General features: G+C 67.9%; 9 protein-coding genes. 5 read left to right on the top strand and 4 right to left on the bottom strand.

Annotated elements, in window-relative coordinates; genetic code table 11:
* On the bottom strand, positions 1–1,317 hold the full coding sequence (locus ASC93_RS01810; RefSeq protein ID WP_056436059.1) for a hypothetical protein: 1,317 nt from the start codon (positions 1,315–1,317) through the stop codon (positions 1–3).
* 5 nt (positions 1,318–1,322) lie between these two features.
* A complete protein-coding gene (locus tag ASC93_RS01805) occupies positions 1,323–4,268 on the bottom strand; it encodes a TonB-dependent receptor (RefSeq protein WP_056436057.1) in 2,946 nt (981 codons plus the stop codon).
* Between the two features lie 482 nt (positions 4,269–4,750).
* On the opposite strand from ASC93_RS01805, the gene ASC93_RS01800 reads away from it, so the two are divergent.
* The 3 genes from ASC93_RS01800 to ASC93_RS01790 all read left to right on the top strand — a co-directional run bounded on the left by ASC93_RS01800 (position 4,751) and on the right by ASC93_RS01790 (position 8,609).
* Entirely contained in the window at positions 4,751–5,977 is a 1,227-nt protein-coding gene (locus tag ASC93_RS01800) for a DUF4861 family protein (RefSeq protein ID WP_056436054.1), read from the top strand.
* Between the two features lie 124 nt (positions 5,978–6,101).
* Positions 6,102–7,454 (top strand): oligogalacturonate lyase family protein, encoded by a 1,353-nt coding sequence (locus ASC93_RS01795; protein WP_082547701.1) that lies wholly within the window; start codon positions 6,102–6,104, stop codon positions 7,452–7,454.
* 69 nt (positions 7,455–7,523) lie between these two features.
* Entirely contained in the window at positions 7,524–8,609 is a 1,086-nt protein-coding gene (locus ASC93_RS01790) for a LacI family DNA-binding transcriptional regulator (protein WP_229412566.1), read from the top strand.
* 7 nt (positions 8,610–8,616) lie between these two features.
* Here the strand turns inward: ASC93_RS01790 and ASC93_RS01785 are convergent, their stop codons facing one another.
* Both ASC93_RS01785 and ASC93_RS01780 read right to left on the bottom strand, forming a co-directional pair.
* Entirely contained in the window at positions 8,617–9,972 is a 1,356-nt protein-coding gene (locus ASC93_RS01785) for an MFS transporter (protein WP_056436051.1), read from the bottom strand.
* Positions 9,969–11,396 carry a glycoside hydrolase family 32 protein gene (locus tag ASC93_RS01780; protein ID WP_056436046.1) on the bottom strand — a complete coding sequence of 476 codons (1,428 nt, stop codon included), beginning with the start codon at positions 11,394–11,396 and terminating at the stop codon, positions 9,969–9,971. Before ASC93_RS01780 ends, ASC93_RS01785 begins: the two co-directional genes overlap by 4 nt.
* Before the next feature lie 53 nt (positions 11,397–11,449).
* Here ASC93_RS01780 and ASC93_RS30320 point away from each other — a divergent pair, with 53 nt between their 5' ends.
* Together ASC93_RS30320 and ASC93_RS01775 are read left to right on the top strand one after the other, a co-directional pair.
* Positions 11,450–11,719, top strand: a complete 270-nt coding sequence (locus ASC93_RS30320) for a hypothetical protein (protein WP_157201708.1) — start codon at positions 11,450–11,452, stop codon at positions 11,717–11,719.
* 18 nt (positions 11,720–11,737) lie between these two features.
* Positions 11,738–14,314: a TonB-dependent receptor gene (locus tag ASC93_RS01775; protein WP_056436042.1), complete on the top strand. Its 2,577-nt coding sequence runs from the start codon at positions 11,738–11,740 to the stop codon at positions 14,312–14,314.
* Positions 14,315–14,365 lie beyond the last annotated feature (51 nt).

Below are 14,365 nucleotides of genomic sequence, written 5' to 3'. Positions count from 1 at the left end.
TTACCGTATTGTAGGTGCCTGGCCGGCCCGCAGCGCGTCCAGGTTCAGATAGCGGGCCAGCCGCTCGATGGCGAGGCCCGCGTGCCCGCGGCCGAGCGCGCAGCGCGCGCCGGTGAAGTCGCCCGGCGGCGCGTCGAGGGCGATGTCGCAGCCGCCGTCCGGCCCGTCGACGATCACGCCTTCGGCGAACTGCAGGACGAGCGTGCCGGGCGCCGGCTCGACCAGCGCCAGCGCCGTGACGGGGCCGGCGGCGATGGCCTGCGTCACCCGCAGTTCCCCGTCGATCCGGGCGCGGCGCGCGCCTGCCAGGTGCCGGTGCGGGACGTCCACGGCCCATGCCGTGGTCCCGCGCCGGGCGTGCGTGCCGACCGGTTCCGCGCAGGCGGCCGGCGCGCCCAGCGCTTCCAGCACGCAGCGCGCCGCGACCGCGTTCACGCCGCCCCGTCCGGCGACCGGCAGCCCGCGGCCGTTCAGCAGCGCGGCGCCGGCGGGGAGCGTCCGTTCGATCAGCGCGTGCCCGGCGCCGGCGTGGGTGCCGGGGCAGTGGACGATGGCGCCGCAGCGGTGGGCCCAGACCATGTCGTCCAGCGCGCAGGCGGTGCGCAGGACGGCGTCGATGGCGGCGGGCGCGCAGCCGATGTCGATCGCGCCGTCGAAGTCGGCCAGCTTGCGGCGCAGGCGGAACCGCGAGACCGCGCCGCGGCGCCGCCCGAGGTCCGCGCTGTCCAGCGCAACGAAGCGCAGGCCCAGGGCGTTCGACAGCACGGGCAGCCGGGCGGCCGCGCGCGGCATCCCGTCGGCGGCCGCATACAGGATGCCGACGTCCGTGCCGGCCAGGCGCCTGCTCGCGCCCAGCGTATCGGTCCAATGCAGGATGCGCTCGAGCGTGGCCGCGCAGTCGCCGCGGCCGGCGACGACGTCGACGTTCGCGCGTTCCGCGCGCAGCGTGAAGGCCAGTTCCGCGACCAGCGTGCGCCGCGCGGTGGCGGCGCCGCCGGCGGCCGCATCGTCCGGTTCCATGCCGTCCGCTGGCAGCGACAGCAGCAGCGCGGGCTTGTCCACCAGGCGCAGGGCGGCGCGCACCTGATGGGGATGCGCAGTCGATTCGATGCACAGGATGACGCCGTCGACGTCGCCGCGCCGCAGGCAGGGTGCGACGCGGCGGGCGAAATCCGCCGGGCCCGCGGCGCCGGCGGATGCCGCCGCGACGGACGTGGTTTCGAACCGCGCCAGCAGGGCCGCGGCCGCCGCCCGCGGGCCGGTCGGCGCGGCGGCGGCATCGTGCCGATCCAGCCCGGCGATCGCGATCCTCGGCATATCGTTCAGAAGAACGTGTAGCGCAGCGAGGCCTGGAACGTGCGGCCGTCGTAGTCGGCGCGGCGCAGCTTGGCCATCGTGCCTTCGTACTCCTGGCGGAACGTGTCGCTCAGGTTGAAACCGTCCACGGCCAGCGACAGGTTCTCCGTCAGCTTGTACGACGCCGACAGGTCGAACTGGCCGCGCGCCTTGACCGAGCGCGCCGCGCCGCTGAACGTGCCGCCGCTGGGCAGGTTGTAGTCGTCGCGGTAGTTGTAGACGCCGCGCACGCCCCACACCGGCGTCTCGTAGTACAGGATCAGGTTGGCCGAGCGGGGCGAGACGTTGTTCAGGAAGGCCGGCGAGCCGTCCGGCGACTTGCCCTTGGTGCGGGTGTACGAATAATTGAAGACGCCGCCCATGCCGTTGAACGGCGCCGGCAGGAAATCGAAGGTCTGCTGGACCGTCAGTTCGGCGCCCTCGGCGATCAGGTCGTTCGGCGAGTTGACGGCGCCGTTGACGTCGATCGTGTACTTGCCGTTCAGGCCCTTGCCGGCCGGTGCCGCGATGTCGCTGACGCAGCGGTCGCCCGCCACGCTCCAGGTGCCGAGGCCCAGGTTGTAGCCGTCGGCAGGGCACAGCAGCGCATCGCGGTTCTCGCCGACGATCATGCCGTGGATCTTCTTGCGGTACACGGCCAGGCCGATCAGGCCGTTCGGGCGGTTGTAGTATTCGAGCGCCAGGTCCTGCGAATCGGACGTGTACGGCGTGATGTTCACGCGTCCCAGGCTGACGGTGAAGCCGCCGTTCACCGCGTCTTCCACGACGGTCGTCGAGATCGGCGAGATGTCGCGCGGGTTCGGCCGGATGAACGTCTTGTAGTTGCCGTAGCGGAGCACCAGCTTGCTGGTCAGGTCGGCCGCCAGCAGCATCGAGGGCAGGTTGTTCTTGTAGGTCGTCTCCCTGGTATTGGTGTGGAACGTGGCCGTGGCGCCGGTGCCGGTGCGGTCCATCGAGACGACGGTCTGCTTCGTTTCCTCGTGGCGCACGCCGATGTGGCCGCGCACGCGGATGCCGGCGATCTTGCCGTCCAGCTTGCCCATCAGGTAGAGCGCCTTGATGTCGTCGTCCACGCTGAAGTTGTTGCTGGTGAAGCCGCCGTCGGCCGGATCGTTGACCCAGCCGCTGGCCGTGCGCAGCAGGTTGGCGGCGATGGTCGGCTGCAGGGTCGAGCTGGCCAGGTCGTAGTTCACCGTCTGCCAGTTGGTCAGGTAGTTGCCGGCGTTCCCGCCGAAGAAGTCGTGCGCGAACGCGCTCGGCGCGACGAAGTTCGTGCCGATCCTGCCGTAGTCGATGCCCGCGGCGCTGGAGCGGTAGGCGCGCGAGTCGTACGTGTTCTTGTTGTACTGGGCGCCGCCCTGGACCGACTCGAGCCACGCCAGGTCGAGGAAGCGCTCGGCGTCCAGGCGCAATGCCTTGACGCGGTTGTCGGCGTAGTTGTCCGAGCCGGCCACGATGAACACGTCGCCGGCGGCATTGGTGACGGTCGGGGTGTTGCCGGTGCCGCCCCAGGTCCAGGGGCCCGTCAGCTGCGCGGCGCCCAGCGCCGGCGCGCTCTGGTTGAAGCCCATCGTGAAGTGGTCGAGGCCACCCGACAGGCCGACCTGGCCGGTGATGCCGTTGCCCGTGCCGCCGGCGCCCAGGGCCTTGGCGGTGTTGCGCACGTCGAGCTGGCCCTGGTAGCCGTAGTTGGTGGCCTTGGACAGCACGCCGGCCGCCTCGATGCGCCAGTCGTCGTTGGTGAACGATCCCTTCAGGTTCAGGCCGTCCGCCTTCTGCTGGAACGGCTGCTTGCGCATCGAGCCGTACACGCGCGGGTTCGTGAACTTGTAGTCCATCGCGTAATAGCGCCCGTCGGACAGCTTGACCGGGGCCGAGGTCGGATCGAGGATGGTGTTGGCGTCGCGGTAGTCGATGTCCAGGATGTCGAGCGCGGTGCCTTTCATCTCGCGGTCCGTGAAGAAGTAGTTGCCGCCCACCTTGACGTGCGGGGACACCTTGAATTCGGCGCCGAACGCGCCCGACGTCAGCGTGCCGTCGTTGACCTGCGCCGCCTGGCGGATGTCGGTGGGCGCCGTGACGCCGGCGTTGGAGAGGGCGCCCGTGCCGCCGGGAGCGGCCACGCACGGGGACGCCTGGCCCGTGCAGTTCGCGGCGTAGTAATCCTTGTAGCGGTTCGCGAAGTCCGGCGTCGTGGCGGGACTCAGCTGGGTGAACTGGTTGATGTACAGCGAGTCGCGGCGGAACTGTTCCTTCTTGCGCGACAGGATGGCGAACACGCCCAGCCTGCCGTCCAGGTATTTTTTCGCGACGTTCAGCGACAGCTTGGGCGAGGTGTAGTTGCCGAGCGTGTCGTGCTCCGCCGTGACCTTGACGGACGCGCCTTCCTTGCGCGACAGCGCGGGCGCGATGACCATGTCGATATTCCCGGCGATGCCGCCGCTCTGTTCCGCCGCGGAGACCGATTTGATGACGGTGAACGCGCTGAAGATATCGGAATCGAAGGCGCCCATCGGCGTGGCGCCGCCCAGCACGGGCGCGGCGAAGTCCATGCCGTTCATCGTGACCTTGGCGAAGGCGCTGGGCAGGCCGCGCAGGTTGACGGAGGCGCTGCGGCCGTCTTCCTCGCGATTGACCTGGATGCCGGGAATGCGCTGCAGGGCCTCGCCCACGTTGAGGTCGGGGAAGCGGTCGCCTTCGGCCGAAATGCTGTCCGACACGCCGATGTTCTGGCGCTTCATGACGAGGGCGTCGGTATAGCTCTTCTTGTAGCCGGTCACCACCACCTGGCTGGCCGCCGCCGGCGCGTCGCCGCTGGTGTCCTGCGCATGCGCGAACGCCGGCACGCACATGGCGGGTATGACCATGCAGCCGAGCCGCCGGGTGCGGCTCATCTTTTTCAGTGTCTCCATCTTTTTATCGCCTTATCAAAGTATTGCGCTTCAAACCGGGTGGATATGCGTGGCCTTTGTGCGAGACAACGTTGTCTCAGCGGCGCGATATTACTGCGTCCGTATTTGCGCAGTCATCCTCCGGGCGGGCCGAAAATTTCCGGCGTATAAAGAAAAAGGCGAAAGTGGCCGGACCGGTTGAGGGAACGCAGCCTTATCATCGCGGCCGCAATCGAAATTGGCATGACCAATACGGCGTGCGCCATAGCCTGCGGATGTCAGACGGATGCAGCGACTATGTGCGCGAACGTCATCGAAGATCGCCCATCGTCTACATATTTTGCGTGAACGCGTGTTTGCGCGGCGAAGGCGACACCGCCGATCTTCACGGGCGCCGCGTCGCGACGAGTCGCCGCCGTCCGTGGACCCCGGCAAGGAGCGATCAAGTTGATGAGTGTTTACGCATGTGGTAACGTAACCGCAAAACTGCCCATGGGACCACGATGAAAATCCAATATCTGCTGTTTGCCGGCGCGCTCGCCGCGAGCCACGCCCTGGCGCTTGCCGCCGACCGTCTCGTCGTCGACGTCGCCCACGACCTGGACGCGGCCCGTCCCGCCGAGACCATCGCCGTCCCGTGGGCCGACGTGAACAAGGCCTTGCCCGGCGCGCTGCTGCAGCACATCGTCGTCAAGGACGCGGCGGGGCATGTGCTGCCTTACCAGGTGACGAACGTGAATCCCGAGGCCAAGGACCCGGACAACAAGGGCGTCGCCTACGGTGAGCTGATCTTCCAGCACGATTTCGCCGCGGGCGAGCACCATGCCCGCTTCACCGTCGAAAAGTCCGCGGCGCTCAGTCGACCGTTCGAGACGCGCGCGTTCGCCCGCTACGTGCCCGAGCGCCTGGACGACTTCGCGTGGGAGAACGACAGGATCGCCCACCGGACCTACGGCCAGGCCCTGGCCGCACCCGCGGCGCCGGGCAGCGACAAGGAGGTGCTGGTGACCAGCGGCCTCGATATCTGGTTCAAGCGCGTGAGCTATCCGATCGTCGACCGCTGGTACAACAAGGGCCACAACCATTACCACAAGGACGAAGGCGAAGGCCTCGACATGTACGGCGTCGGCACGACGCGCGGCGCCGGCGGGACCGGCATCTGGGACGGCAAGCGCCTGTACGTCAGCCGCAACTACGTGGGCTGGAAGGTCATCGCCAACGGGCCGATCCGGGCCATCTTCGAACTGACGTACGCGCCGTGGGACGCGAACGGCGTGCAGGTGTCGGAAGTGAAGCGCTTCACGGTCGATGCCGGCCACGCATTCGACACGGTCGACAGCACGTTTTCGTTCGCCGGCCCGGCGCAACTGCAGGTTGCCGTCGGCTTGAACAAGACGCCGGCCTACGACGAGCAGCATCCGGTCGTGAAGACGGAACGCCTGCCGGCCGCGCATGCGCTGGCCCAGTGGGTCACGCAGCGCAGCAACGGCGACTTCGGCGCGGCGATCATCCTGCCCGCGGCGGGCGCGCAAGCCTATGCCGAGGATGCGCAGAATGCGCTCGTCTACGCGCAGGCGAAGTCCGGCCAGCCGCTGCGCTACTACCTGGGCGCGGCGGCCGGCTGGTCGGCCGACGTGCACGACCGGCGCGACTGGCAGCGCATGGTGACGGCCGAAGCGGCACGGCTGGCGGCGCCGCTGCGCATCGTCCTGTCGGGCGGCACGCAGTGAGGCGCGATTCCGGATGGCGTCCATACACGCCATCGCAATCACGTTTCTGAGCACTTCGACGCGGCGCGGCGCCCCATAATCGATGTCGGCAGTTTTCTTTTCGACGACATCGCATGGAGTATTTATGTTCAGGTCCCGCACGTTGCGCGCGTTGGTGTTTCTGGCCGTTGCCGGTATCGGAAGTCAGGCGTGCGCCGCTTCGATCCCGTCCACCTGGGTCGACAAGGACACGGGACACCGCGTCTGGCGCCTGACGCCGGAACCGGATTCCGCTTCGCTCTATTTCAATTACACCGCGATCAGCCCGGACGGCAGGTGGATGGTGTACAACGCCCCCGACGGCATCCACGGCCTGGACCTGGCCACCCGCAAGACGAAGCTGCTGGTGCCGAACGGCGGCGACCGCATGGCGGCGCGCACGATCGCGGTGGGCCGCAAGACGAATTCCGTGTTCTACCTGAGCGACGACCCGGCGACGAAGCTCACCTCGATCAACCGGGTCGACTTCGATACCGGCGCGCGGCACAAGCTGGTCGACGTCCCGGCCGGCTACAAGATCGACAGCATCAACGCCGACGAGACGCTGGCGGCCGGCACCTACGAGCCGCAGCGCGCGCCGCGGGCGCGCCAGGATGCGCCGGGCGGTCCGCTCGACCAGCCCCGCAACAAGGGCGAGATGATGGAGCGGCGCCTGGCCGCGCGCATCCCGCTGGTGCTGTTCGCGCTCGACCTCAAGAGCGGCAAGGAGACCACGCTGCTGCGGTCGACCGACTGGATCAATCACCTGCTGTTCTCGCCGACCGATCCGACGCTGCTGATGTATTGCCACGAAGGGCCGTGGCAAAAAGTCGACCGCATCTGGACGATCCGCACGGACGGCTCGGCGAACACGCTGATCCATCACCGGACGATGGCCATGGAAATCGCGGGGCACGAATTCTGGGGGCAGGACGGCAAGACGGTCTGGTACGACTGGCAGTATCCGAAAGGCGCGAGCTTCTATGTGGCCGGCTACAACCTCGCGACCGGCCAGCGCACCGCCTATCATCTCGAGCGCAACGACTGGTCGATCCATTTCAACGTGTCCAATGACGGCAGCCTGTTCGCGGGCGACGGCGGCGATCCGGGCCAGGTGGCGCATGCGCCGGACGGCGAGTGGATCGTGCTGCTGCGGCCACAGTCGGTCCTCGGAAAGGGCGCCATGAACGGCAAGGACTTCTGGCAGCCGGGCGTGTTCAAGCCGGAACGGCTGGTGAACATGGCGCACCACGATTATCACCTGGAGCCGAACATCCGCTTCACGCCCGACAAGAAGATGGTGGTCTTCCGCACCAATATGTTCGGTCCGACCTATGTGCTGGGCGTCGAGGTGGAGAAGGCCGCCGCCGGCGCGGCCGACGTGATGTCGACGCCGGAGCTGGCGCGCAGATTCAAGCCGGACCAACCCGTCGCCACGAACGTGGAACCGGCGAAGTAGTCCCTTGCCGATGGTACAATCTTTCAACCCGGCCGCCGCCAACCGGCGGCCGTTTTCCCTGAAAGAGCCATGCCAAAAAAAGACGCCCGTCCCGAGTCCGCCAACGTGCCGGCATCGACCCCGTCGACCCCGTCGAACGCTTCGCAGCGCCGCCTGCAAATGGCCGACGTGGCGCGGCTGGCCGGGGTCGCGACATCCACCGTGTCGCGCGCGCTCAACGGCAGTCCGCTGGTCAACGAGGAGACCCGCGAACGCATCCTCGAACTCGCGCGCTCGCTCAACTACACGATCAACGTCGGCGCGAAGAACCTGAGGCAGGGGAATATCCGCACGATCGCGGTCGTGATTCCGTATGACGAGGAGAGCCGCCAGCACCTGTCGGACCCGTTCTTCCTCAGCATGCTGGGCACGCTGGCCGACGCGCTGACGGACCGCGGGTTCGACATGCTCGTCGCGCGCGTGAGCTCGCAGCACCTGGACGCGGCGGCGCATTACTACGAGACGGGGCTGGCGCTGGGCATCATCCTGATCGGCCAGTGGCGCCATCACGACCAGCTGAACCAGCTGGCCGCGCGGCGCGTGCCGCTCGTCGTGTGGGGCGCGAAGATGGAGCAGCAGCTGTATTGCACGGTCGGCAGCGACAACGTGCACGGCGGCGACGTGGCGGTGAGCCACCTGGCGGCCCTCGGCCGGCGCCGCATCGCATTCCTCGGCGACGTCAAGTTCCCCGAAGTGGCGCAGCGCTGCGACGGCTACCGCGCGGCCCTGGCGCGGGCCGGCATCGCGTACGATCCGGCGCTGCAGGTGGCGGTGCCGTTCAACGCCGAGGACTGCCGGCGCGCCGTCCAGCAGATGGTCGACGCGGGCCTCGACTTCGACGCCATCTTCGTCGTCAGCGACCTGCTGGCCATGACGGTCATTAACACCTTGCGCGAATGCGGCCGCGACGTGCCGGGCGACGTGCCGGTGGTCGGCTTCGACGACATCGCGCTCGCCTCGTACTTCCACCCGCCGCTGACGACGGTCCACCAGAGCATCGAGGATGCCGGTTCGGCGATGGTGGAATCGCTGCTGGCGCAGATCGCGGGCGAGGCGGCGGCGCCCCGCCTGCTGGCGACGCGCCTGATCGTGCGCGGCAGCAGCGCCGCCGGCTGAACGCCCGTCAGGACACCTCGTCGCCGGCCAGCGCGCCGGCGCTCGATGCCGGCGCCTTGGCCGGCACGCCCACGAACAGCGTCGCCACGGCCGCGCCGAGCAGCAGCACGCCGGCCAGCGCCACGACGTGGCCCGGATCGCCTTTCAGCCAGCCGTGATAGATGAAGGGCAGCGTCACGCCCTGGATCAGCATCGGGATCACGATGAACATATTGAAGATCCCCATGTAGACGCCGGTGCGCTCCGGCGGAATCGAACCCGCCAGCATCACGTACGGATTGCCCATGATGCTGGCCCAACCCAGCCCCACGCCGATCATCGGCAGGAACAGCATGGCCTTCGTCGTGATGGCGGGCAGCGCCAGCATCGCCGCGCCGGCCGCGCACAGGCACACGCAGTGCACGATCTTCGGGCCGACGCGCCGGGTCAGCGGGATCATGGCGAACGCGCCGAGGAAGGCGACCGTGTTCGAGAAGCCGCCGATCTGGCCGTTGACGAGGACCGCGTCGCGGAAGCCGTCCGAGTTCGGGTTCGCCGTGTGGAACAGGGTGCGGCCGATCATCAGGGTGAGGAATTGCCAGTAGCAGGCCATGCCATACCACTGCAGGAGCTTCATCAGCGCGAGCTGGCGCATCGCGCGCGGCATCTCGACGATGGCGTCCCACACCTCGCGCAGGCTGGCGCGCAGCGACATCGGCTTCGCCTCGAGCTCCGCGCGCTGCTCCGTCGTCAGCGGCAGTTCCGGTACGCGCAGGATCGACCACGCGATGGTCGTCAGCGACAGCACGGCGCCGATCAGGAACGTGATGCGCGTGATGACGGGGATGTGGTTGCCGTCGACCGCGTACTGGCTCATCCCGAAGTACACCATGATCGACGGCGTGAGATAGGACAGCATCTGCGCCAGGCCCGTGAACGCGCTCTGCGTGAGGAAGCCGAGCGAGTGCTGGCGGCTGTCGAGGCGGTCGCTGACGTAGGCGCGGTACGGCTCCATCGTGACGTTGTTGCCGGCGTCGAGCATCCACAGCAGCGCCGCAGCGGCCCACAGGGTCGGGCTGTACGGCATCAACAGCAGGCCCAGGCTGCAGATGATCGCGCCGATGAGGAAGTAGGGCGTGCGCCGGCCCAGGCGCGAATGCGTGCGGTCGCTCATGGCGCCGATCAGCGGCTGCACGAGCAGGCCCGTGATCGGTCCGGCGAGCCACAGCAGCGGCATGCTGGCTTCGTCGGCGCCGAGGTAGCTGTAGATCGCGCTGACGTTGCTTTGCTGGAGGCCGAAGCTGAATTGCAGGCCGAAGAAGCCCAGGTTCATTTCGAGGATCTGGCGCAGGGTGAGGCGCGGTTTGGTGTAGGGGATGTTCATGCGAGCTGCCAGAGATCGAGGGACAGGAGGTCGACGCCGCCGTCGGCGGCGTACAGCGCCAGCGCGGCGGCGGGCGTGGCCGGGAAGACGAGTTCCGTGATGACGGCCGCGCCGTCGTTCACGAACACCTCCACCGAACAGTTGTCGACGAGGATGCGCAGGCGCAGTTCGGACGACGGCCCGGCCGGGGCCCGGCGGCGGCCCGGGAAATCCGGGTGCTCCGTCATGAGTCCGGAACGCGAGCGGTCGACGAACACGGTGCCGGCCTCGTAGCCGATCAGCGTGTGGTCGCCGTCGGCGTCGCCCAGCCGCAGGCCGAATTCACGGGCGTCGCGCAGGGCGAAGCGGGCGTCGATTTCGCACTGCATGCCCGTGAGCGGCCACGCGTGCGCGCCGTTGTCGAGCCGCATGCCGGCGTGGCGGATGTGGCCCGCGCGCCGCGCGGCCAGCTGCGCCACGGGTTCCTGCACGAGCAGCAGGCCGCGCGCATCCTCGCGCAGCGACAGCCGGCGCGGCTGCGACAGCGCGCCGCGCCACGGCTGCGTGGGCGTCGTTTGCGCATAGCGGTGATTGTTCATCCATCCGATCCAGACAGGGCCCGCCGCGTGATCGGGCAGGCCGTTCCACGACAGCGCCGCGTAAAAGTCGGCGCCGAAATCGCTCCAGCGCGCCGGCTGGCCGGGGCGCGGCGTGAAGCGCTCGCCGTCGAACCGGCCGACGAAGTACTGGCCGCCCGTGCTGCCGCTCACGTGGCCGTCGAACACGTCGACCTTCAGCACCCAGGCCGTGCCGCCTTCCCATTCTACCGGGAACAGGTCCGGGCATTCCCAGATGCCCTTGACTTCGCCGGCGGGACCGAAGTCGCTCAGGTGGCGCCACGACTTGAGGTCGGCGGACGCGTAGAACGCGACGCGGTGCAGCTCGGGCAGCACCACCGCCATCAGCCAGAACCCGCCTGGCGCGTACCACTGGACTTTCGGGTCGCGGAATTCGGCCATGCCCAGATCGAGCACGGGATTGCGCGCGTACTTCGTCCACGTGCGGCCGCGGTCCGTGCTGTACGCGAGGTGCTGGTTCTGCAGGCCGCCGGGGTTGCGCCGGGCGGCCGTGTAGATCGCGACGAGGGCCGTCTCGCCCGGGCCGGCGAAGCCGCTCGTGTTGTGCGTGTCGACCACCGCGCTGCCGGAAAAGATCAGCGTGTGCTCGTCCGCATGCAGCGCGATGGGGAGCTCGTCCCAGTGCTGCAGGTCGGTGCTGACGGCATGGCCCCAGCCGATGTCGCCCCAGACGTCGCCGTTCGGGTTGTACTGGTAGAACAGGTGGTATTCGCCGTCGAACCAGAGCAGGCCGTTCGGATCGTTGATCCAGTTGCGCCGGGGCGTGAAATGGTAGCCGGGGCGAAAGGCCGGCGTGGTGTCGTGCATGGGGTGTCTCCTTGGCGTGTCGCGCTTTTTTATATCGATCAGGATAGCGTCGATTGCAAACGTTTGCAATCGTTTCCCATGGTCGCGAGCGCATGCGGCACGTTGTTGTAATTTTGTCGCAACCGCAGCGGGTCGCGCCGCACGATGGTGCCGCTATCATTGGATGGCCTCTCTATATTGCAGAGCTGGCGTTTGCCTCAACGAAAACATTTTCCCCGCGATGGGTCGCTAAAAAAGTTTTATTACAATCGATTGCAATTGCTTGCGGTCTTGATTACCATGGTTTTAGCGCTGAAGCATCGCAGGCGTTCACATCCGAATAAGAGAACGAAGGAGACCTCATGAAGCACTACAACAAGCGTGCGCTGTGCGCCGCCGTCCAATCCATCTTCGCCGCGTCCGCCGTGGCGGCACTGACGGCCCCGGTGGCGCAGGCACAGGAAGCGGCAGCGGTGCCGGCCAGCGCGCCGGCGGCAAAGCAGGGCGACGCGCTGGGCCTGAACACGGTGGTGGTCACCGGCGTCTCCGGTGGCAAGAGCAAGATGCGCAGTTCGATATCCGTCACCGACGTCGACGCGCAGCAGATCGCCGACTTCGCGCCGCGTTCCGAAGCCGAGGTGCTGCACCTGATCCCCGGCATCCGCGCCGAAAGCTCGGCCGGCCCGGGCGGCAACTCCAACATCACGGTGCGCGGCCTGCCGATCGCGTCCGGCGGTTCGAAGTACGTGCAGCTGCAGGAAGACGGCCTGCCGGTGGTCGAATTCGGCGACATGAACTTCGCCAACAACGACTACTGGCTGCGCTACGACGCCAACGTCGATCACGTCGAGACGGTGCGCGGCGGCTCCGCGTCCACGTTCGCATCGCACGCGCCGGGCGCCATCATCAACTTCATCAGCAAGACGGGCGACGAAGACGGCGGCACCGTCGCCCTGTCGCATGGCCTGAACTACGCGGAAAACCGCACCGACCTCGAATACGGCGGCCATATCCGCCCGGACCTGCGCTTCCACATCGGCGGCTTCTACCGCGACGGCGAAGGCCCGCGCGCCAGCTCGTACAACACGGAGCGCGGCTACCAGATCAAGGGCAACATCACCAAGACCTTCAATAACGACAAGGGCTGGTTCCGCGTCAACTTCAAGGCCCTGGACGACCACGCGCCGACCTATACGAGCATGCCGGCCCGCGCCGACATCAGCGGCAACACGCTGTCGGGCTTTTCCACGATCCCCGGCGTCGACGTGCTGCGCGATTCGCAAAACTCGATCTACAACACGAGCGCGCCGAAAGTCGGTCCGGCCGGCACGGCGGCAGGCGTGGCCGACCTGACGAAGGGCATCTCGGTCAAGTCCAACGCGATCGGCTTCGAGTTCCACAACCAGTTCGACGGCGGCTACACGGTCGACGACAAGTTCCGCTACACGTCGCAGAGCGGCGCGTTCCAGAGCCAGTTCTGGGGCCTCGACACGCTGGCCGGCACCCTGGCCGGTTTCGGCACGGGCGCCACGGCCGTCTACGCGAACGGCGCGAAGGCCGGCCAGGCGGTGACGCAGGCGAACCTCGCCACCGGCTATATCTCGAACGGCGCCGCCATCGACGTGCACACGCCGGACATCGGCCACTACGCGAACGATCTCTCCGTCGGCCGCAACTGGAAAGTGGGCGGCGCCACCGTGGGCGGCAAGGCGGGCTATTACCACGCGAGCCAGAACATCGTCGAGCAGTGGTCGATCAGCGGCCGCCTGATGGAAGTGGGCCGCGACGGCGCGCTGATCGACATCCGCGATGCCGGCGGCGCGGCGCTGACGACGATGGGCCTGACCGGCTACAACGACCAGTGGGGCGGCTGCTGCGCGCGCAACTACGACGCCCACTACATGACGGACGCGCCTTACCTGGGCCTGACCTATGCCAACGGCCCGCTCGACGTCGACGCCAGCGTGCGCCGCGACAGCGTGAAGGCGAGCGGCAGCTACACGGGACCGATGCAGGTGGCGGGCGGCGTCGACGTGGACGGCAACGGCGCCATCACGGGCGCCGAGCGCAACGTGTACGTGATCGACACCGCGCATCCGCACCCGATCAACTACAAGGTCGGCTACAACTCGTACTCGCTGGGCGCCAACTACCAGTTCGACAAGGACGTCAGCTCGTTCGCCCGCGTCAGCCGCGGCGGCCGCGCCATCGCCGACCGCCTGCTGTTCTCGAGTAACATCGACCCGAACACGGGCGCGCTGGCGGCCGGCGCGGATGCCGCGGCCGTCGCCCAGGTCAAGCAGATGGAGATCGGCCTGAAATACCGCGGCCACCGCGACTGGGGTTCGTTCGGCCTGTTCTCGACCTTGTACCACACGACGGTCAGCGAATTCGATTACGACCAGACCCGCACCATCGGCCCGAAACTGAACCAGACGGGCTACCGCTCGAATGGCGTCGAACTGGAATCGGTGCTGCGCATCGGCGGGTTCGCGCTGAACGCCAACGCCACGTACACGGACCTCAAGATCACGTCCGACCTGGTCGGCCAGGCGACCGGCAACAGCACCGTCGGCAACACGCCGCACGGCACGCCGCACTGGCTGTTCTCGATCTCGCCGCGCTACGATTTCGGCGTCGCGCAGGTCGGCTTCACGGTCGTCGGCCAGACCAAGGTGTGGTCGGACGACGCGGACACGCTGCAAGTGGAAGGCCGCAGCCTCGTCAACGCGTTCGCCAACTACAACGTGGCGCCGAATACGACGGTGAGCCTGAACGTGAACAACCTGTTCAACAAGGTCGCATTCTCGGGCGGCGTCGACCAGGGTTCGCTCGCGCAGATCCGTGCGCTGGGCGCCGCGATCGGCGCGCAGGGCGTCGTGTCGTCGCGTCCGGAAGCGGGACGCACGGCCAGCGTGTCGATACGCTACGCTTTCTGAACGTTGGTAGGGTGGGCACGGTGGTGCCCACCCTACGGGGACAGGCGGCAT

Origin of the sequence: Massilia sp. Root335 (genome assembly GCF_001425685.1) — a bacterium.
GTDB lineage: Bacteria > Pseudomonadota > Gammaproteobacteria > Burkholderiales > Burkholderiaceae_D > Telluria > Telluria luteola.
This window is presented reverse-complemented; position numbering and strand designations above follow the sequence as displayed.